Raw genomic sequence first — 20,827 nt, forward strand, 5'->3', positions numbered from 1 at the left:
ACTTATTGACGACTAGATCGTCTTATTAGAAATCAAAAATATCTAAAAATGAAAAACACAATCTTATGCTCTTTCCTTGTGGGTCTCTGCCTCGTTTCCTGTAAAGAAAGTAAAAAAGAAGAATTAGATTCTTCTAAAGAAATCAAACAGTATTCCATCAAACAAATGATGGATAATGAAAGTGTTTTTGGTGGTAGTTTCTCATCTGACAATTCAAAATTATTAGTTACTAGTAATAAATCTGGTATCTATAATATGTATACTGTCAGCACCAAAGATGGAACTTATACTCCAATTACAAAATCAGACAGTTCTTCTGTTTATGCTACATCTTACTTCCCTAAAGATGATAGGATGTTATTTAGAATGGATGATAATGGAGATGAAATTTATCATATCTACAAACGTGATTTAGATGGAACCATTACTGAACTTACTCCAGGAAAAGGTGTGAGATCAAGTTTTTACGGATGGTCGAAAGATGAGAAAAGTTTCTTTTATGCTTCAAACAAAAGAGATAGTAAGTACATGGACATTTATGAAATGGACTTAGAAACATTCACTTCTAAAATGATTTATGAAAATAAAGAAGGATATGATGTTTCTGCAATCTCAAACAACAAGAAGTTATTTGCATTAAATAAAACAGTAAACACAAATGATAGTGATTTATTCCTTTATGATGTAACTACTAAAGAAACCGTAAAAATCAATGGAACTTTAAGTGGTAACTCTGCGGAAGATTTTTCTAATGATGATAAGTTCTTTTATTACACTACTGATGCAAATGGAGAATTTACAACGTTAATGAAATATGATATCCAAACAAAAGAATCAACAGAAGTCTTAAAAAAGGATTGGGATATTAGCGGAAGTTATTTTACTAATAAAGGAAAATATCGAGTAACGTATATCAATGAAGATGCAAAAAATGTAATTGAAGTACAAGATGTTGCTACAGGTAAGAATATTGAATTACCAAGTGTGGATGGAAAAAGCATTACAAGTGTAGGTTTTTCTAGAGACGAATCTATGATGCGTTTTTATGCTGGAGGATCAAATTCACCTTCAAATCTTTATGTTTATGATTTAAAAACTAAGGATCAAAAACAATTAACCGATGTTTTAAATGATGAAATTAACGGAGATGATTTAGTAAGCGCTAAAGTTATCCGTTATCCTTCTTTTGATGGTGTAACCATTCCTGCTATTTACTATTTACCACATCAAGCTTCTGCAGAAAATAAAGTTCCTGCATTAGTTTGGGTTCACGGAGGACCAGGAGGACAATCTCGTCAAAATTTTAGTTCTAGAATTCAATATTTAGTTAATCACGGATATGCTGTTTTAGCTGTAAATAATCGCGGAAGTAGCGGTTACGGAAAGACATTCTATAAAATGGACGATAAGAATCATGGTGAAAAAGATTTACAAGACTGTGTAGAAGGTAAAAACTGGTTAGCAAAACAAGCTGAAATTGATCCAGAAAAAATTGGAATTCTTGGAGGCTCATATGGTGGTTATATGACTATGGCTGCTCTTACTTACACTCCAGAAGAATTTGCAGTTGGAGTCAATATTTTTGGAGTAACGAATTGGATGCGTACTTTAAAAAGTATTCCACCATGGTGGGAATCATTCAGGGAAGCTTTATACAAAGAATTAGGAGATCCACATTCGGCCGATTCAGTTCGATTAAAAAGAATCTCTCCCCTATTCCATACAGATAAAGTTACTAAACCACTAATGGTATTACAAGGAGCTAAAGATCCTAGAGTTTTACAAGTTGAGTCTGATGAAATCGTAGCTGGAGTTAAGAAAAACGGTGTTCCTGTGGAATACGTATTATTCGAAGATGAAGGTCATGGTTTCGCTAAAAAAGAAAATCAAATTGAAGCTAACAGTAGAATTTTAAAATTCTTAGATCAATATCTTAAAAAGAAAGAGCCAATCGAGAAGTCGGCTTTATAAATTAAATCAATAAAAAAATAGAATCTCTAGTTTATTAAATTGGAGATTCTATTTTTGTTTTATAACATATTCAAAATGAAGAGAAGATTATTAGCACTTTTAGCATTATTTGTTTTTTGTCAAATAAATGCACAACAAAATCCTGAAAAAGAATTAGGGATTTGGTACATGTACAATGGTTCACACAAAATATCTGATAAGTTCAGTATAAAATCTATGGCTCATTTTAGATTTTTTGAAATTGGAGAAGATATGCAACAATACATTTTACGTTTTGGATTGAATTATAAAATTGATAACACATTAAGTGCTACACTAGGATATGCATTTCTAGATACTGATACTACATTTGGATTAGATGGAGGAACATTTGGAGATCATCGTATTTATGAAGATTTACTAGCTAACCATAAAATCTCGAAACTAAGTTTTGCGCATAGATTACGTGCAGAACATCGTTTTTTCAACTCTCAAACTGGTCATTTATTAAGATATCAATTAGGTTTAAGTTATCCGATTGCAGAAAAATGGTCAACTTATATTTATGATGAAGTCTTCTTCGATTTTGATGGTGGAGATGCTTATAATCAAAATTGGTTTGGACTAGGTTTTAAGTACCAACTTTCTAAAGTTGCAAAATTACAATTGGGTTATATGAGTATTAATATAAATAATCAGAACTTAGATAGAATTCAATTGGGTATTGCTATTAGTACGGATCATAGAAAAAAGAAGAAATAAAAATTTTGATACCTTAGCAAAAACTTAACAACTAATGGAAAATCAACCTTTCTTTTCTAATGACGCTATTGTCTTTGGTATCTTAATGATTTCACTTGGATTTGTATTTTATACTGAAAGTATAAAAAAAGGATTCTGGTTAAAATTCTACAAAATTGTACCTGGATTATTAATGTGTTATTTAATCCCTGCAATATTTAATTCTTTAGGAATTATTTCAGCAGACACTTCTAAAACTTATTACATCGCTAGTAGATTTTTATTACCTGCCTCATTGGTTTTGATGACTTTGAGTATTGATTTAAAAGCTATTTTTAATCTTGGTCCTAAAGCCTTAATTATGTTCTTTACTGGAACTTTAGGAATTGTAATTGGTGGTCCAATCGCAATATTACTAATATCATTAGTTTCTCCTGAAACAGTTGGAGGTGTAGGTTTTGACGCAGTATGGAGAGGATTATCAACTCTTGCCGGAAGTTGGATTGGTGGTGGAGCAAATCAAGCTGCTATGTTAGAGATTTATCAATATAATCCGGAAAAATATGGAGGAATGGTGTTGGTTGATATTGTTGTAGCAAATATTTGGATGGCGTTACTTTTAATTGGTATTGGTAAATCAGATAAAATTGATAACTGGTTAAAAGCGGATAATTCTGCAATTGAAGAATTAAAAAGAAAAGTGAGTTCATTTACCGAGAAAGTTTCTAGAAATCCATCTTTAACGGATTTAATGATTCTTCTAGCTTTAGCTTTTGGTGCTGTTGGAATTGCGCATTGGGGAGCCGAATCTATTTCATCATTTCTAACCGAAAATGTAAGTGCTGTAGCCGATAAAAGTTCAGCATTATCATCATTCTCTTCAAAATTCTTTTGGATGATTACTATTGCCACAGCAATTGGAATAGGACTTTCATTTACGAAAGCTAAAAATTATGAAGGTGCAGGAGCTAGTAAATTAGGTAGTGTATTCATATATGTATTGGTAGCAACGATTGGGATGAAAATGGATTTATCTAAAATTATTGAGAACCCAGGTTTAATTGCTATCGGTTTAGTTTGGATGGCTATTCATGCTGGTTTATTAATATTAGTAGCAAAACTTATTCGTGCTCCATATTTTTTCTTAGCTGTTGGTAGTCAAGCAAACGTTGGTGGTGCTGCGAGTGCACCTGTTGTTGCAGCTGCATTTCACCCATCATTAGCAACTGTAGGAGTTTTATTAGCTGTTTTCGGTTATGTTGTAGGAACATATGGTGCTATTTTGTGTACAATTTTAATGGAAATAGCCTCAAAAGTTGTCTAGAATTCTGCATATTTGCAATCGAAAATTTTAAATATATATGAGAAATATTATCGCATTATTACTTGTTTCGTTAATCGCTTTTTCTTGTTCATCAGAGAAAAAAATGGGAAACATGGTAGTAACAGGACAAATTAAAGGTCTTAAAAAGGGTACTTTATATCTTCAAAAAATGATTGACACTACTATTGTTTCAGTAGATTCTATTCAGTTATTAGGTGATGATAAATTCTCTCTTACGGATGATGTAGACTCTCCAGTTATGTATTACCTAACTTTTGACGGAAATACCGAACCTAAGAAATTAATGTTCTTTGGAGAAAAAGGAACAGTAACTATTAATGATAAAGTTGAAGAATTTGGTTTTAAACCAACGGTTACCGGTTCTAAGAATCAAGAAGTAATGGATAAATTCAATGAAGTTGATAATCAATTTAAAATGAAACGTTTAGATTTCATTGCTAAAGATTTAGAAGCTCGTGCTAAAAAAGACAGTGTCTTAGCGGATAGTCTAGCTAAAGAATATAAAAAATTAGTTCGTCGTCGTTTCTTATTTACTACAAACTTTGCTATCTCAAATAAAGATAGTGAAGCGGCTGCATACATCGCTTTAACGGAATTATTCGATGCAAATATTTACTTATTAGATACGATTAATAATAGCTTAACAGATAAGGTTAAAGGATCTGATTATGGTAAACGATTGAATAAGTTTGTTACAGAAATCAAAGAAGCAGAAGCTAAAAAAACTGAATAGGTTAATAATAATTAACTCTTATAAAAATATAAAGCCTTTCTTTTCAGAAAGGCTTTTTTGGTCTTTTAGTTTAAGTTCAGTAGCATTCCCCCAAATTTTACTTTCCCTTAAAACATAGGATAGACCCATGGTGTAAATATATGAAAAAACTAAGAAACTATTGATTTACTGATTATTAACTAATTAGCATGAAATTATAGTATCATAAAATGATAAAATAGTACCAAAAAAGCAACACGGATGCATTAAAGTGTGTGACATTTACAAAAATTCAGTGTCAAAAGCATGAGTAAAATATGGATTGATTACTATCCTTTATCTTACATACTTATTAAATTAATAAGTAATTACTAGGGGCTTATATGCCCCTTTCTTTTTGCAGTCTTTTCAGTTTATAAATATTTCTTACATCACTTTCTTTACTTTTTTTCAATAGTTTTATTCTTACAAGAGATATTACATTTATAAACAATCAATAAGAAGTTTATCCTCTTTTCAATCATCAATTCAATCCAAAATGACTAACAAAAAATTCAAGCTTTGTATTACAATGGCTGGAGCAGTATCAGCTGGCGCTTATACAGCCGGTGTATTAGACTATTTATTAGAAACTTTACATCTTTGGGAAATTGCAAAAGAGAATAATCGTAAAATAGGACAAGGTAATCCTGGCTACGACAACTCTATTCCTATGCATGAAGTTGAAATTGATGTTATTAATGGAGCCTCAGCCGGAGGAATAACAGGAACGCTAGCTGTTTTAAACTTACTCGATAAAAATTATAATCATTACAATAGAGAAAATCCTAAAGGAGAAAACAATCGTTTTTATAAGAGTTGGGTTAAAATGGCGGACGATGACAAAGAAATAACATTGAATAAAATGTTACATCGAGATGATATTAAAGCTGGTGAAAAGCCAGAATCTTTGCTTAATACCAAAGCGATAGAATCAATAGCTGATGAAGCTCTACTTATAAAAGAGCAAAAGAATTATCCAAAATACGTCTCTAAAAATCTAGATTTAATATTAACTATTAGTAATCTACGTGGAATCAATTTTAAGGTAGATTTTGACGGAAGAAGTTATAATAGTTCAGGGACTACAATAACGAATCATGGTGGTTTTTTCAGATATAAAACTGTAAACAATAGTTATCCTAATAGAGGAATCCCTAAAAAAAATGACTCACTTTATCACGTCTTAGATCTAAAAAATCAAACAGATATTTCCGTTCTACGTAATGCTACATTAAGTACATCTGCTTTTCCAATAGGTTTAAAATCCAGACAATTAAATATTTACACCGAATATTTAAACCGTTACCCCAAATATCTATTCGGTAAAGATCGTTTACATGCCATTTCTCCTATCCTTAAAAATGAAAAATTGTATCATTTCAATTCTATCGATGGAGGGTTAATTAATAACGAACCGTATGGAATTGCTTTAAAAGTAATGCACGAGAAAAACGCTAATATTCTAAAGAATAAGGATAATAATTACGCAGTAATAATGGTTGATCCTTTTCCTAACCTAAATTCAACTGAAGAAAATTACACTCCGAAAAGTGATATTATTTCTGTAGTAAAAGGAATGTTTAAAGCCTTACGAAACCAAGTAATGTTTAATCAAGATGGAATTCTAGAGGCATTATCACTTTCTGATAGAACTAAATTCTTAATAGCACCCATACGTAAGGAAAAAATAGAAGGTAAATGGGTAAGAGCTCAAAATGATTTGGCCTCTGCTCCACTGAATGGATTTGCAGGATTTTTAGATGAATCATTTAGAGAACATGATTTTAAATTAGGTAGACAGAACTGTCAAACATTTTTGCGTTATTATTTTGCGGTAAAGGATGAAAATATTCAAAGTAGACTTCAATCTGATCCTACCAATGAAGCTAAAGATAGGTTCTCTTTTTCTGTGCCTCCAAAAGATCCAAACGCAAATAAATTTTATCCTATTATTCCAGATGTTCGTTTATTAAATGCTTTTAAAGACATCAGTGATAAGGAGAATTATGGTTCCGACGCTAAAATTCACTATCCGATTTACCCGAAGTTTGATACAAAACGTTTTGAAAAGACATTCAAAACACCTATCAAAAGGCGAATTTCATATGTAGTCAAAGGAATAAGTAATAGCAGAATGCTAACTTTTGGATTTAATAGACTTTTCAAAAACAAAGCTTATAATTACATCAAAAACACAATTGAAAAAGAATTAGAAGAAGCTCAGTTAATTAGAAAGGATTGATTTAAAAATAAAAACTCGGATATCGAGATATCCGAGTTTTCATTATAATCTGATAGATTTACTATTTCTCTGAAGAAATATATTTATTAACCAAATTTTCAAGGATGTCTAATGGTAATGGTCCATTGGTTAAAACAACATCGTGAAACTTTCTAATATCAAACTTATCACCAAGTGCCTTCTTAGCTTTTTCTCTTAGCTCAATAATTTTTATCATTCCTATTTTATATGCTGTTGCCTGACTTGGCATTACAATATGACGCTCTACCATTTTTACTGCATCTGCTTCAGCATTCGGAGTGTTATCCGTGTAATACTTTATCCCTTCTTCCCTTGTCCATTTTTTAGAATGAATTCCTGTATCTACTACCAAACGACAAGCCCTCCATAATTCCATGGCTAATCGTCCAAAATCTGAATACGGGTCAGAATAGAATCCCATTTCTTTAGGAATAAATTCAGAGTATAATCCCCAACCTTCAACATAAGCAGTATAGCGTCCAAATTTTCTGAACATTGGTACTTCTTTTAATTCTTGTGCTATTGCAATTTGCATATGATGCCCAGGTATTCCTTCATGATAAGCTAAAGCTTCCATCTGATAAGAAGGCATACTCGCCATATCATACATATTTGCATAATACGTTCCTGGACGAGAACCATCTATAGCTGGTTGTTGATAAAATGCTTTTCCTGCAGATTTTTCTCTAAATGCCTCCACAGCTTTTACTTGTAAATCTGCTTTTGGTTTAGTAATGAAAAGCTCATCTAATCTACCTTTCATTGTGTTAATCATATCCGTTGCTTTATCCATGTACTCTTTTCTACCTTCGTCTGTAGCTGCAAAATAGAATTGTTTATCCGTTTTCATAAACTGGAAGAACTCTTGTAATGTTCCTTTAAATCCTACTTTCTTCATGATTTCTTTCATTTCACTATGAATTCTTTTTACCTCTGAGAGACCTATGTTATGAATTTCATCAGCAGTTAAATTTGTTGTAGTAGTTCTTTGTAAAGCGTTATTATAAAATGCTTCTCCGTTCGGAAATTTCCAAGCACCATCGTCTGTAGTAGCAACATTCTGTTGTTCTTCAAGTGTACTAATGAGAGCCTTGTAACCAGCTAAAACATCTTCTTTTAATGCTTTCTTAGCTTGATCTATTAGTTCTTGTTTTTCTTTAGCTTCTAATTCAAGTTTAGCAACTTTAGTCTCAAAATCATTTAGCAATGTGCTCTTCTCATTAGAATTATCAAAAGGTTGACCTTTAATTAAATTTTTTGAATCGTCTAAAACTTTAGTAAAAACAAATTTTGGAATCATGATTCCCGCGTCTTGTCTCTTTTTTAGATTTTCAGAAAGTTGAATAAACATTGGTTTAATACCTTCTAATCTACAAATATAATCCTCAGCATCCTTTTGACTATTTATTTGATGCATATTGATTAAAAAGGCCGGAATCTCAGCTTGAGCTCCATGCATTTGATTTACTGGATATGTATATAATCTATATTTATCATCTTCGATGGTATTTTCTAAATTCTGTTTAAATAAATCGTAACTCAATTTAGTATTTACATCTAAAGCTTTACTATTTACAGAATCTGTAATCCATTTTAGCGCTTTCTTTGTTAAATCTAATTCTTTATCTAAAAAAGAATCTGATATATCATCCCATTTATCGGCATCTTTTTTTATTCCTAAATACGTTTGATACATTGGATGTAAATCTAATGATTGCTCAAACTGCTTTTGAAAAAATGCATTGACCTTAGCTGATTCTTTTTTAATTTCTTCATCTGAAGGAAGCTTCTCTTCAGTACTAGTTTTACAAGACATGCTAGTTACTAATAAGGATACTAAAACATGCTTTGATAGGTGCGTAAACTTCATTGTTAAATTGTATTTGAATTATAAAAATAGACAAAAAAAAATCGAAACAAATTTGTTTCGATTTTAATACTTTTAAGCCTCACCAGTGGTTCCTCCAAAATTCATAGGAATAGGTGGCTGCTCATAATCTTTTATCTCTCCATGTGCTTGTTCAAACTTTCTGACATTATCTAATAAGGCTTTTGTTAGTCTTTTAGCGTGCTGTGGAGTTAATATAATTCTAGATTTAACTTTTGCTTTTGGAACACCCGGCATAATGTTAATAAAATCAACAATGAATTCAGAAACCGAGTGATTAATAATAGCAAGGTTACTATACGTTCCTTCTGCTATTTCTTGATCTAATTCTATATTAATTTGTGGGTCTTTGTTTTCTTCCATTTTGAATATAGTATTAACTAAAAAGACCTCTTAGCGAGGTCTTTTTAAATTCTATTATAAGCTTTTTTCTATCTCCTCTTTAGGACCTACGATAATGTTATCATAAGATCTAAGACCTGTACCTGCTGGTATACGCTTACCTACAATTACATTTTCTTTTAATCCTTCTAGAGTATCAATCTTACCGTTTACAGCTGCTTCATTTAACACTTTAGTTGTTTCCTGGAACGACGCTGCAGAAATAAATGACTTAGTTTGTAACGAAGCTCTTGTAATACCTTGTAATACTTGCTCTGCTGTTGCAGGTTGAGCATCTCTTGCTGAAACTAATTCTTTATCTTGTCTACGTAAAATTGAGTTTTCATCTCTTAATTGACGCGAAGTAACTAATTGACCTGCTTTTAAGTTTTCAGAATCTCCAGCTTCTTCTACAACTTTCATTCCGTAAATCTTATCATTCTCTTCAATAAAGTCGTTCTTGTGCGCTAATTGATTTTCTAAGAATAAAGTATCTCCTGAATCGATGATTTTTACTTTACGCATCATTTGACGTACGACTACCTCAAAATGCTTATCGTTAATTTTCACCCCTTGTAAACGATATACTTCTTGTATTTCATTTACTAAGTACTCTTGTACTGCAGAAGGTCCTTTAATTCTTAAGATATCAGCTGGAGTTGTAGCTCCATCAGATAATGGCATACCCGCTTTAATAAAGTCATTCTCTTGAACTAAAATTTGGTTCGATAACTTCACTAAGTATTTCTTAATATCTCCAGTTTTAGACTCAACTATAATCTCACGATTACCACGTTTAATCTTACCGAAAGAAACAACACCGTCTATTTCAGCAACTACTGCAGGGTTAGAAGGATTACGTGCTTCGAATAATTCCGTTACACGTGGTAAACCTCCGGTAATATCCCCAGCCTTTCCAGACTTACGAGGTATCTTAACTAAAGTTTGTCCTTCTTCTACTTTATCTCCATTATCAACCATTAAATGAGCACCTACTGGTAAACTATACGAACGTAATGCGTTACCATCAGCATCTTCAATAATTAAAGATGGAATAATCTTTTTATTCTTAGAATCAGTAATTACTTTTTCTTGGAATCCTGTTTGTTCATCAACTTCTACAGAGTAGTTAATACCTTGCTCTAAATTGTCAAACTTAACTTTTCCTCCAAATTCTGAAACAATAACTCCGTTGAATGGATCCCACTGACATACAGCATCTCCTTTCTTTATTGACTTTCTATCTTTATCAAAAATGATAGAACCGTAAGGAATATTGTTAGTACTTAAAGTAATTCCAGTTTTCTTATCTACTATTTTGATTTCAGCAGTACGAGCAATTACGATATCAACTTCTTCTCCGTTAGTATCTTTACCGCGCACAGTTCTTAAATCTTCAATCTTAACATTACCATCGAACTTAGCTATTAACTTGTTATCCTCAGAAATGTTTCCTGCAACCCCTCCAACGTGGAACGTACGTAATGTTAACTGTGTACCTGGTTCTCCAATCGACTGCGCAGCAATTACACCAACAGCTTCACCTCTTTGAACCTTTTTAGCAGTAGATAAACTCTTACCGTAACATTGAGCACAAATTCCTCGTTTAGACTCACAAGTTAATGGAGAACGAACTTCTACTCTATCAATTCCTGACTCTTGTACTTTAGCTGCTAGTTCATAAGTAATTAATTCACCAGCTTTAACTAATACTTCGTCAGAAGTTGGGTGATAAACATCATGTAAAGAAACTCTACCTTCAATTCTGTCAGCTAAAGACTCAACAATTTCATCATTCTTCTTTAATGGAGTTACTTCTAATCCTCTTAAAGTACCACAATCAACCTCATTTACAATTACATCTTGAGATACATCTACTAAACGACGAGTTAAGTAACCAGCATCGGCAGTTTTTAATGCGGTATCGGCTAATCCTTTACGAGCACCGTGAGTAGAGATAAAGTATTCTAAAATTGAAAGACCTTCTTTAAAGTTAGAAAGAATCGGGTTTTCAATAATTTCTCCACCACCTGCTGTAGATTTTTTAGGTTTTGCCATTAATCCACGCATACCAGTTAACTGACGAATTTGCTCTTTAGATCCACGAGCTCCAGAATCTAACATCATAAATACAGAGTTAAATCCTTGTTGATCCTCACGTAAACGTTTCATCGATAACTCTGTTAATCTGTTGTTCGTAGAACCCCAAACATCAATTACCTGATTATAACGTTCTTTTTGAGTTAACATACCCATGTTATAGTTCATAACGATTCCATCAACTTCTTTGTTAGCTTCAGCAATCATTGTGTGCTTTTCTTCAGGAATAATGATATCTCCTAATGAGAATGATAATCCTCCTTGGAAAGCGAACTTATATCCCATTCCCTTAATAGCATCTAAGAATCTACCAACTGCAGGAATATCTGTTACTTTTAAAATGTTACCGATAATTCCTCTTAACGATTTCTTCGTTAATACCTCATTGATATATCCAGCTGCTTCAGGAACAACTTCGTTAAATAATACTCTACCTACTGTTGTTTGAATAATCTTCGTAACCTGTTCTCCATTTTCAACATCTTTGGTACGAACTTTAATTCCAGCATTTAAGTCAACTCTACCTTCATTGAAAGCAATAGTTACTTCTTCCGGTGAATAGAATGTTAAACCTTCTCCTTTAATTACTAATTCAGGAGTAGATTTACGCTCTTTAGTCATGTAGTATAATCCTAATACCATATCCTGAGATGGTACAGTAATTGGAGCACCATTTGCAGGGTTTAGGATATTATGAGAAGCTAACATTAATAATTGAGCTTCTAAGATAGCTTCTGGTCCTAAAGGTAAGTGAACCGCCATTTGATCCCCATCGAAATCGGCATTGAAGGCCGTACATACTAATGGGTGTAAACGAATCGCTTTTCCTTCGATTAATTTAGGTTGGAAAGCTTGAATACCTAAACGGTGTAACGTAGGAGCACGGTTTAATAAAACTGGGTGACCTTTAATTACGTTTTCAAGAATATCCCAAACTACAGGCTCTTTTCTATCTATAATTTTCTTTGCAGATTTAACTGTCTTTACAATTCCTCTTTCGATTAACTTACGAATTACAAAAGGTTTGTATAATTCAGCTGCCATATCTTTTGGCAATCCACATTCGTATAATTTTAATTCTGGTCCAACAACAATTACAGAACGTGCAGAATAATCAACACGCTTACCTAATAAGTTCTGACGGAAACGACCTTGTTTACCTTTTAAACTATCAGATAATGACTTTAATGGTCTGTTAGATTCAGTTTTAACTGCAGAAGCTTTACGTGTATTATCGAATAATGAATCTACAGATTCTTGTAACATACGCTTTTCGTTACGTAAGATTACTTCAGGAGCTTTAATCTCCATTAATCTCTTTAAACGGTTGTTACGGATAATTACACGACGATATAAATCATTTAAATCAGAAGTCGCAAAACGACCACCATCTAATGGAACTAATGGACGTAATTCTGGTGGAATTACCGGAACTACTTTCATAATCATCCATTCTGGCTTGTTTTCTCTATTCTTTTGAGATTCTCTAAATGCTTCTACAACATTTAATCTCTTTAACGCTTCATTCTTACGTTGTTTAGACGTTTCAGTATTTGCTTTATGTCTTAATTGATACGATAACTCATCTAAATCGATACGAGCTAATAAATCGATTAAACATTCAGCACCCATTTTAGCGATAAACTTATTTGGGTCTGTATCTTCTAAGTATTGATTATCTTGAGGCAATGCATCAACAATATCTAAATACTCTTCTTCCGTTAAGAAATCTAATTTCTGAAGTGGTTCACCTTCAGCATTTTTAGCCATACCTGGCTGAATTACTACGTAACGCTCGTAGTAAATAATCATGTCTAACTTCTTAGATGGTAATCCTAATAAATATCCCATCTTGTTAGGTAATGATCTGAAATACCAGATATGTGCAACTGGTACAACTAAGTTAATATGACCAACTCTATCTCTACGAACCTTCTTCTCAGTTACTTCAACACCACATCGATCACAAACAATCCCTTTATAACGGATTCTTTTATATTTACCACAAGCACACTCATAATCTTTTACAGGACCAAAAATTCTTTCACAGAAAAGTCCATCTCTTTCAGGTTTGTGCGTACGGTAGTTAATTGTTTCTGGTTTTAAAACCTCTCCTTTAGATGCTTCTAAAATCGACTCTGGAGAAGCTAAACCAATTGAAATTTTGTTAAACTTCTTAACAGTGTATTTTTCGTTTTTTCTTGCCATAATGTTTTGCAAAATGCTTTAAGCAATGTAGCTTAACTAATAAAATTATATAAACACTGAAATCAAGGCTGATAAAATCAACCTTGATTATCTTTTTTACTCTTCTAACTTAACGTCTAATCCTAAACCTTTCAGTTCGTGCATTAATACGTTAAATGATTCTGGTAATCCAGGTTCTGGCATTGGCTCTCCTTTTACGATACTCTCGTAAGCTTTAGCTCTACCTAGTACATCATCCGATTTTACAGTTAAAATTTCACGTAAAATACTAGACGCACCATATGCTTCAAGTGCCCATACCTCCATTTCTCCGAAACGCTGACCTCCAAATTGTGCTTTACCTCCTAAAGGCTGTTGAGTAATTAATGAGTAAGGACCAATAGAACGCGCGTGCATTTTATCTTCAATCATGTGTCCTAACTTAATCATATAAATAACTCCAACTGTTGCAGGTTGATCAAAACGTTGTCCAGTACCTCCGTCATATAAATATGTATGACCGAATCTTGGAATACTAGCTTCATCAGTTAATTTATTAATCTCATCTAGTGAAGCTCCATCAAAAATAGGTGTCGCATATTTCTGGTGTAATTTCTGACCTGCCCATCCAAGAACAGTTTCATAAATCTGACCAATGTTCATACGAGAAGGTACCCCTAATGGATTCAATACGATATCCACAGGTGTTCCATCTTCTAAGAACGGCATATCTTCTTGACGCACAATTCTAGCAACAATACCTTTGTTACCGTGACGTCCTGCCATCTTATCTCCTACTTTTAACTTACGTTTTTTAGCAATATAAATCTTAGCTAACTTTAAGATACCTGCTGGTAACTCATCTCCTACAGAAATGGTAAACTTCTCACGACGTAATACCCCTTGTAAATCGTTAACCTTAATTTTATAGTTGTGAATTAATTCTCCAACTAACTTATTTAAATCTTTATCAGTAGTCCAAGTTCCACTTAAATGTGTAAAATCATCAACAGAGTTTAACATTTTTTGAGTAAACTTCTTACCTTTTGGTAATACTTCTTCTCCTAAATCATTGTGAATTCCTTGAGAAGTTTTTCCACTGATTAAACCAAATAATTTATCGATTAAACGGTCTTTTAAATCTTCGAATTTAGAAACAAAAGATGCTTCTAAAGTAGCTACAGCCTCTTTATCTCTTGCCCTCTTATTCTTATCTTTTACCGCTCTTCTGAATAATTTCTTATCAATTACTACACCTTTAAGAGATGGTGAAGCTTTCAACGATGCATCTTTTACATCTCCTGCTTTATCTCCAAAGATCGCTCTTAATAATTTTTCTTCTGGTGTTGGATCAGATTCTCCTTTTGGAGTAATCTTACCAATTAAAATATCTCCTGGCTTAACTTCAGCACCGATTCGAATCATTCCATTCTCATCAAGATCTTTAGTAGCTTCTTCTGAAACGTTTGGAATATCGTTTGTTAATTCCTCTGCTCCTAATTTCGTATCACGCACATCTAATGAATATTCATCAATATGAATAGAAGTAAAGATATCTTCACGAACAACCTTTTCAGAAATTACAATCGCATCCTCAAAGTTATAACCTTTCCAAGGCATGAAAGCAACTTTCATGTTTCTTCCTAAAGCTAACTCTCCTTGTTGTGTTGCGTATCCTTCACAAAGTACTTGTCCTTCTTCAACTCTATCCCCTCTCCTTACGATTGGCTTTAAGTTAATGTTAGTACCTTGGTTTGTTTTTCTAAACTTAATTAAGTTATATGATTTCTCATCTGGATCAAAACTTACAAGTCTCTCATCATCAGTTCTATCATACTTAATTGTTATTTTATTTGCATCTACGTACTCAACAACTCCGTTTCCTTCTGCATTGATAAGAATACGTGAGTCTTTTGCTACTCTACGCTCTAATCCTGTTCCTACGATTGGTGATTCAGGTCTTAATAATGGTACTGCCTGACGCATCATGTTAGATCCCATTAATGCACGGTTGGCATCATCATGCTCTAAGAAAGGGATTAATGATGCTGAAATAGAAGCAATTTGGTTAGGAGCAACGTCCATGTAGTTAACTACATTTGGTGTTACTACTGGGAAGTCACCTTCCTCTCTAGCAATTACCTTTTCTCTATCAATTGTACCATCATCCTTAACCTCGATATTAGACTGTGCGAACTTCATTCCTTCTTCCTCTTCTGCACTTAAATAGATAGGCTCTTCAGATAATACTTGACCATTATCAACCTTTTTATAAGGAGTTTCAATGAATCCCATAGTATTCACTTTAGCATATACTGCTAAAGATGAAATAAGACCAATATTCGGTCCTTCAGGAGTTTCAATTGGACATAAACGACCATAGTGTGTATAGTGAACATCACGAACCTCGAATCCAGCTCTTTCTCTTGATAAACCTCCAGGTCCTAATGCTGATAAACGACGTTTGTGAGTAATCTCTGCTAATGGGTTTGTTTGATCCATGAACTGAGATAACTGATTCGTTCCAAAGAATGAATTAATTACAGACGATAAAGTCTTAGCATTAATTAAGTCAATTGGAGTAAACACCTCGTTATCACGAACGTTCATACGCTCACGGATAGTTCTAGCCATACGTGCTAAACCAACACCGAACTGACCAGCTAATTGCTCACCTACTGTACGTACACGACGGTTAGATAAGTGATCAATATCATCCACTTCTGCTTTTGAATTAATTAACTCAATTAGATATTTTACAATAGTAATAATATCATTCTTAGTTAATACTTTTTGATCTATAGCTTCATTTAATTGAAGTTTCGTGTTCATTCTGAAACGACCAACTTCTCCTAAATTATATCTTTGTTCTGAGAAGAATAATTTATCAATAATTCCTCTTGCAGTTTCCTCATCTGGCGGTTCTGCATTACGTAATTGACGATAAATGTGCTCAACAGCTTCTTTCTCAGAGTTTGTTGGATCTTTCTGTAATGTATTATGAATAATAGCATAATCACCCATTTGGTGATCTTCCTTATGAAGTAAGATTGTCTTAGCTCCAGAATCTATAATTTCATCTACATGTTCTTTCTCTAATATAGTATCACGGTCGAAGATAATCTCATTACGCTCAATAGATACAACCTCTCCTGTATCTTCATCTACGAAATCCTCGTGCCATGTTTTTAATACTCTCGCAGCTAATTTTCTTCCTAATACTTTCTTTAATCCAGCTTTAGAAACTTTCACTTCTTCTGCTAAATCAAAAATCTCTAAGATATCTTTATCTCTTTCGTATCCGATTGCACGGAATAAAGTTGTTACAGGTAACTTCTTTTTTCTATCAATATAAGCATACATTACTTGATTGATATCTGTAGCAAATTCAATCCAAGATCCTTTAAAAGGAATAACTCTTGCTGAATATAACTTTGTTCCGTTCGCGTGGAAAGATTGTCCGAAGAACACTCCTGGAGAACGGTGTAATTGTGATACAACAACTCGCTCAGCTCCATTAATAATAAATGTTCCTGATCCAGACATATAAGGTATAGTACCTAAATACACATCTTGAACAATGGTTTCGAAATCTTCATGTTCAGGATCCGTACAGTATAACTTAAGTCTAGCCTTTAAAGGAACACTATATGTTAAACCTCTCTCAATACATTCTTGAATGCTATATCTTGGAGGGTCAACAAAATAATCTAAAAATTCTAGTACGAATTGATTCCTTGTATCGGTAATTGGGAAATTATCCATGAAGGTTTTATATAAACCTTCTTCACCTCGTTCTTCTGCCTTTGTTTGTAATTGGAAAAAATCTTGGAAAGATTTAATTTGAATATCCAAAAAATCTGGATAATCAGATCCAATACGAGAAGATGCGAAGTTGATTCTTTCAGTAGTGTTTATCGTTGCCAAAAGAGTATCTATTTTTAATTAAAAATATTTTATTAAAAAACTTTTACAGTTTTTCTTGCAATTTTTACTACTTTAAATTGATAATTAACAATTTAATAATCAACTAAAAGAAGTTTAAAAAAAACACAAATTGCGATTGTGAATTTAGTAAGTACAAATATATACACAAAATGGTTTAGGGCTAAAACTATTGTTTCAGCACCTAAACCTGTATTTTGTTATCCCACTTTTTTGTGGGGAGTTATATTATTTTAACTCTACTTCAGCTCCTGCTTCTTCTAAAGACGCTTTAAGACCTTCAGCCTCATCCTTAGAAACTCCTTCTTTAATTGGTGCTGGAGCGCTATCTACGATTCCTTTAGCTTCTTTTAATCCTAAACCAGTTAATTCCTTAACTAATTTTACAACTGCTAATTTAGAACCTCCTGCTGCTTTTAAGATAACATCAAATTCAGTTTTCTCTTCACCAGCATCTCCACCAGCTCCACCAGCTGGTCCAGCTACTGCTACTGCAGCCGCTGCAGGCTCAATTCCATACTCATCTTTTAAAATATCAGCTAATTCATTAACTTCTTTTACTGTTAAGTTAACTAATTGTTCTGCGAAATCTTTTAAATCTGCCATTTTAAATTGTTTTTAATTTTTTATTATTAGTTTATTAGTGCGCTAAATTATTTTTCTGATAACGTCTTTAAGATACCAGATAATTTACCTCCTCCAGACTGTAATGCTGATACAACATTCTTCGCAGGAGATTGTAATAATGTGATAATATCACCGATAAGTTCTTCACGAGACTTGATGTTAACAAGAGCATCTAATTGGTCATCTCCAACGTAAACTGCTTCTTCAACATAAGCTCCTTTTAATAAAGGCTTATCAGATTTTTTCCTAAATTCTTTAATTACCTTTGCTGGAGCATTACCTGCTTCAGAAATCATTAAAGATGTATTACCTTTTAAAACCTCTGGTAATTCACCAAAGTCTTTATCTGAAGCTTCCATTGCCTTTTCTAACAATGTATTCTTCACAACAGCCAATTTTACGTTTGCCTTAAAACAAGCTCTACGTAAGTTAGATGTAGTTAAAGCATCTAAACCAGAAATATCTGCTAAATAGATCGTACTTGTATCTGCTAATTGCGCTGTTAAATCTTGTATTACTTGTGATTTTTCTTCTCTAGTCATGATTGATAGATTTTAACTGCCTTATGATACCGATTTTACATCTACAGCTACACTAGGACTCATAGTAGAAGACATAAAAATACTCTTAATATAAGTTCCTTTTGCCGCTGTTGGCTTTAATTTTAATAGTGTTTGAACTAATTCATTTGCATTTTCGAAAATCTTATCAGCATCGAAAGATACTTTTCCGATTGCAGCGTGAACGATACCAGTTTTATCAACTTTAAAGTCAATTTTACCAGCCTTTACCTCTTTTACTGCTTTTGCAACATCCATAGTTACTGTACCTGTCTTTGGGTTTGGCATTAAACCTCTTGGTCCTAAAACACGACCTAAAGGACCTAATTTACCCATAACGCTAGGCATAGTTATAATTACGTCAACATCAGTCCATCCTCCTTTGATTTTCTGAAGGTACTCATCTAAACCTACATAATCAGCACCAGCTGCTTGAGCTTCTGCTTCTTTATCTGGAGTAACTAATGCTAATACTTTTACATCCTTTCCAGTTCCGTGAGGTAATGTTACTACACCACGAACCATTTGATTAGCTTTACGAGGATCAACTCCTAAACGCACTGCTAAATCTACAGATGCATCAAACTTTACGTTTGTTATCTCTTTTACTAATGCTGATGCATCCTTTAAGTCATAAACTTTAGAGGTGTCAATCTTAGCGCGAGCTTCTTTTTGCTTTCTTGTTAATCTTGCCATTTTAAATCTCTTTTAAGTTTAAGCTGGTGCATCACCTGTTACTGTTAATCCCATAGAGCGAGCAGTTCCTGCGATCATTCTCATTGCTGATTCAATTTTGAAGGCATTTAAATCTACCATCTTATCTTCTGCAATCGTTCTAATTTGATCCCAAGTAACACTTGCTACTTTCTTTCTATTAGGCTCTCCTGAACCTTTCTTAATTTTGGCCGCTTCTAGTAATTGTACTGCAGCTGGTGGAGTTTTAACAACAAATTCGAATGATTTATCAGTGTATACTGTAATCACTACAGGTAAAACTTTACCTTGCTTGTCCTGTGTACGCGCATTAAATTGCTTACAGAACTCCATGATGTTAACTCCGGCAGCACCTAAAGCGGGTCCAACTGGTGGCGACGGATTCGCAGCACCTCCCCTAACTTGTAGTTTAACTAATTTACTTACTTGTTTTGCCATTGTTTAAGTTTTAATTGTGCTTTATACTGGAAGCTATAAAACACTTTAAAATATATATGTAACAGTTATATTTTCTCTACTTGCATGTAACTTAATTCTAATGGTGTTTTTCTTCCGAAAATCTTAACCATAACCTCAAGTTTACGCTTCTCTTCATTCACCTTCTCTACGATACCGTCAAATCCATTGAATGGACCATCTACTACTTTTACTGTTTCTCCAACAGTGTAAGGTATTGCAACAGTTTCCTCATTTACCGAAAGCTCATCTACTTTACCTAGCATTCTGTTTACTTCAGATTTACGCATAGGGACAGGATCACCTCCTTTTGTTTCACCTAAAAAACCAATTACTCCTGTAACCGCTTTAATAACGTGAGGAACTTCACCTGCTAAATTTGCTTCCACCATTATATAACCAGGAAAGTATACTCTTTCTCTGTTTATTTTTTTCCCATTTCTTATTTGAACAACCTTTTCAGTAGGAACAATAACTTGACTTACATAATCAGACAATCCATGTCTAGCAATATCTGTCTCAATGTAAGTCTTAACTTTATTCTCTTGACCACCGATAGCTCTAACCACATACCATTTCATCACCGTATCAGCCATCTCTTAGAATAATTTAAAGAAGTTATCTAATCCTGTTTGAAAAACCTTATCTATTACCGCCACTGCTAATGCAAATATGATAGTAAAAACTGCTACAACTACTGTTGACTTTTGAGCCTCTTCACGAGATATCCAAGTCATGTTAGTATTTAACTCTTCAAAAGAGTCTTTGATGTACTGTATAAAGTTATTCATTGTTTCTAGAAAATTTGCACGGGTTGAGAGGCTCGAACTCCCGACACCTGGTTTTGGAGACCAGTGCTCTACCAACTGAGCTAAACCCGTTTATTTATAAAGGCATCCCTAGAGTGTAGGGATAC

Annotated in this window: 15 protein-coding genes and 1 tRNA gene; 5 read left to right on the forward strand and 11 right to left on the reverse strand. The window is 33.3% G+C overall.

The genetic code is table 11. The features are described 5' to 3' along the window. Positions 1 to 48 precede the first annotated feature (48 nt). From ABNT61_RS06355 to ABNT61_RS06375, 5 genes are all read left to right on the forward strand, one after another. A complete protein-coding gene (locus ABNT61_RS06355) occupies positions 49 to 1,971 on the forward strand; it encodes a S9 family peptidase (RefSeq protein WP_348745284.1) in 1,923 nt (640 codons plus the stop codon). A 75-nt stretch (positions 1,972 to 2,046) separates the two neighbouring features. Then, positions 2,047 to 2,712 carry a DUF2490 domain-containing protein gene (locus ABNT61_RS06360; RefSeq protein ID WP_348745285.1) on the forward strand — a complete coding sequence of 222 codons (666 nt, stop codon included), beginning with the start codon at positions 2,047 to 2,049 and terminating at the stop codon, positions 2,710 to 2,712. A gap of 34 nt (positions 2,713 to 2,746) precedes the next feature. After that, positions 2,747 to 4,015: a DUF819 domain-containing protein gene (locus ABNT61_RS06365; RefSeq protein ID WP_348745286.1), complete on the forward strand. Its 1,269-nt coding sequence runs from the start codon at positions 2,747 to 2,749 to the stop codon at positions 4,013 to 4,015. Positions 4,016 to 4,052: 37 nt separating this feature from the next. After that, the gene (locus ABNT61_RS06370; protein ID WP_348713138.1) at positions 4,053 to 4,769 is read left to right on the forward strand and encodes a DUF4369 domain-containing protein; all 717 of its coding nucleotides are present in this window, start codon (positions 4,053 to 4,055) and stop codon (positions 4,767 to 4,769) included. A 517-nt stretch (positions 4,770 to 5,286) separates the two neighbouring features. After that, on the forward strand, positions 5,287 to 7,032 hold the full coding sequence (locus tag ABNT61_RS06375; protein ID WP_348745287.1) for a hypothetical protein: 1,746 nt from the start codon (positions 5,287 to 5,289) through the stop codon (positions 7,030 to 7,032). A gap of 61 nt (positions 7,033 to 7,093) precedes the next feature. Here the strand turns inward: ABNT61_RS06375 and ABNT61_RS06380 are convergent, their stop codons facing one another. From ABNT61_RS06380 to ABNT61_RS06430, 11 genes are all read right to left on the reverse strand, one after another. Then, complete coding sequence (locus tag ABNT61_RS06380) at positions 7,094 to 8,923, reverse strand: DUF885 domain-containing protein (protein ID WP_348713136.1); 1,830 nt, start codon at positions 8,921 to 8,923, stop codon at positions 7,094 to 7,096. Between the two features lie 72 nt (positions 8,924 to 8,995). Next, on the reverse strand, positions 8,996 to 9,304 hold the full coding sequence (locus tag ABNT61_RS06385) for a DUF3467 domain-containing protein (protein WP_348713135.1): 309 nt from the start codon (positions 9,302 to 9,304) through the stop codon (positions 8,996 to 8,998). Between the two features lie 54 nt (positions 9,305 to 9,358). Further along, positions 9,359 to 13,630, reverse strand: coding sequence for a DNA-directed RNA polymerase subunit beta' (rpoC, locus tag ABNT61_RS06390; RefSeq protein ID WP_348713134.1), 4,272 nt, complete (start codon positions 13,628 to 13,630; stop codon positions 9,359 to 9,361). A gap of 96 nt (positions 13,631 to 13,726) precedes the next feature. Beyond that, the gene (gene rpoB, locus ABNT61_RS06395; RefSeq protein WP_348713133.1) at positions 13,727 to 17,536 is read right to left on the reverse strand and encodes a DNA-directed RNA polymerase subunit beta; all 3,810 of its coding nucleotides are present in this window, start codon (positions 17,534 to 17,536) and stop codon (positions 13,727 to 13,729) included. Between the two features lie 246 nt (positions 17,537 to 17,782). Further along, entirely contained in the window at positions 17,783 to 18,160 is a 378-nt protein-coding gene (rplL, locus tag ABNT61_RS06400; protein WP_348713132.1) for a 50S ribosomal protein L7/L12, read from the reverse strand. 47 nt (positions 18,161 to 18,207) lie between these two features. After that, positions 18,208 to 18,723, reverse strand: a complete 516-nt coding sequence (rplJ, locus tag ABNT61_RS06405) for a 50S ribosomal protein L10 (protein ID WP_348713131.1) — start codon at positions 18,721 to 18,723, stop codon at positions 18,208 to 18,210. A gap of 21 nt (positions 18,724 to 18,744) precedes the next feature. Beyond that, positions 18,745 to 19,437: a 50S ribosomal protein L1 gene (rplA, locus tag ABNT61_RS06410; protein WP_348724307.1), complete on the reverse strand. Its 693-nt coding sequence runs from the start codon at positions 19,435 to 19,437 to the stop codon at positions 18,745 to 18,747. A gap of 18 nt (positions 19,438 to 19,455) precedes the next feature. Further along, complete coding sequence (rplK, locus tag ABNT61_RS06415; RefSeq protein WP_348724306.1) at positions 19,456 to 19,893, reverse strand: 50S ribosomal protein L11; 438 nt, start codon at positions 19,891 to 19,893, stop codon at positions 19,456 to 19,458. A gap of 65 nt (positions 19,894 to 19,958) precedes the next feature. Then, on the reverse strand, positions 19,959 to 20,507 hold the full coding sequence (gene nusG, locus ABNT61_RS06420) for a transcription termination/antitermination protein NusG (RefSeq protein WP_348713128.1): 549 nt from the start codon (positions 20,505 to 20,507) through the stop codon (positions 19,959 to 19,961). Between the two features lie 3 nt (positions 20,508 to 20,510). Next, positions 20,511 to 20,702 carry a preprotein translocase subunit SecE gene (secE, locus tag ABNT61_RS06425; protein ID WP_348713127.1) on the reverse strand — a complete coding sequence of 64 codons (192 nt, stop codon included), beginning with the start codon at positions 20,700 to 20,702 and terminating at the stop codon, positions 20,511 to 20,513. A 17-nt stretch (positions 20,703 to 20,719) separates the two neighbouring features. After that, positions 20,720 to 20,792, reverse strand: a tRNA-Trp gene (locus ABNT61_RS06430). Positions 20,793 to 20,827: the final 35 nt, after the last annotated feature.

Source organism: Tenacibaculum sp. 190524A05c, assembly GCF_964036595.1.
In the GTDB taxonomy this organism is placed as follows: Bacteria; Bacteroidota; Bacteroidia; order Flavobacteriales; family Flavobacteriaceae; genus Polaribacter; species Polaribacter platacis.

What these genes read in the sequence shown, in the direction of transcription:
- ABNT61_RS06355 (WP_348745284.1), top strand. Translation starts at nt 49, where the DNA reads ATGAAAAACACAATCTTATGCTCTTTCCTTGTGGGTCTCTGCCTCGTT.
- ABNT61_RS06360 (WP_348745285.1), top strand. Translation starts at nt 2,047, where the DNA reads ATGAAGAGAAGATTATTAGCACTTTTAGCATTATTTGTTTTTTGTCAA.
- ABNT61_RS06365 (WP_348745286.1), top strand. Translation starts at nt 2,747, where the DNA reads ATGGAAAATCAACCTTTCTTTTCTAATGACGCTATTGTCTTTGGTATC.
- ABNT61_RS06370 (WP_348713138.1), top strand. Translation starts at nt 4,053, where the DNA reads ATGAGAAATATTATCGCATTATTACTTGTTTCGTTAATCGCTTTTTCT.
- ABNT61_RS06375 (WP_348745287.1), top strand. Translation starts at nt 5,287, where the DNA reads ATGACTAACAAAAAATTCAAGCTTTGTATTACAATGGCTGGAGCAGTA.
- ABNT61_RS06380 (WP_348713136.1), bottom strand. Translation starts at nt 8,923, where the DNA reads ATGAAGTTTACGCACCTATCAAAGCATGTTTTAGTATCCTTATTAGTA.
- ABNT61_RS06385 (WP_348713135.1), bottom strand. Translation starts at nt 9,304, where the DNA reads ATGGAAGAAAACAAAGACCCACAAATTAATATAGAATTAGATCAAGAA.
- rpoC (WP_348713134.1), bottom strand. Translation starts at nt 13,630, where the DNA reads ATGGCAAGAAAAAACGAAAAATACACTGTTAAGAAGTTTAACAAAATT.
- rplL (WP_348713132.1), bottom strand. Translation starts at nt 18,160, where the DNA reads ATGGCAGATTTAAAAGATTTCGCAGAACAATTAGTTAACTTAACAGTA.
- rplJ (WP_348713131.1), bottom strand. Translation starts at nt 18,723, where the DNA reads ATGACTAGAGAAGAAAAATCACAAGTAATACAAGATTTAACAGCGCAA.
- rplA (WP_348724307.1), bottom strand. Translation starts at nt 19,437, where the DNA reads ATGGCAAGATTAACAAGAAAGCAAAAAGAAGCTCGCGCTAAGATTGAC.
- rplK (WP_348724306.1), bottom strand. Translation starts at nt 19,893, where the DNA reads ATGGCAAAACAAGTAAGTAAATTAGTTAAACTACAAGTTAGGGGAGGT.
- nusG (WP_348713128.1), bottom strand. Translation starts at nt 20,507, where the DNA reads ATGGCTGATACGGTGATGAAATGGTATGTGGTTAGAGCTATCGGTGGT.
- secE (WP_348713127.1), bottom strand. Translation starts at nt 20,702, where the DNA reads ATGAATAACTTTATACAGTACATCAAAGACTCTTTTGAAGAGTTAAAT.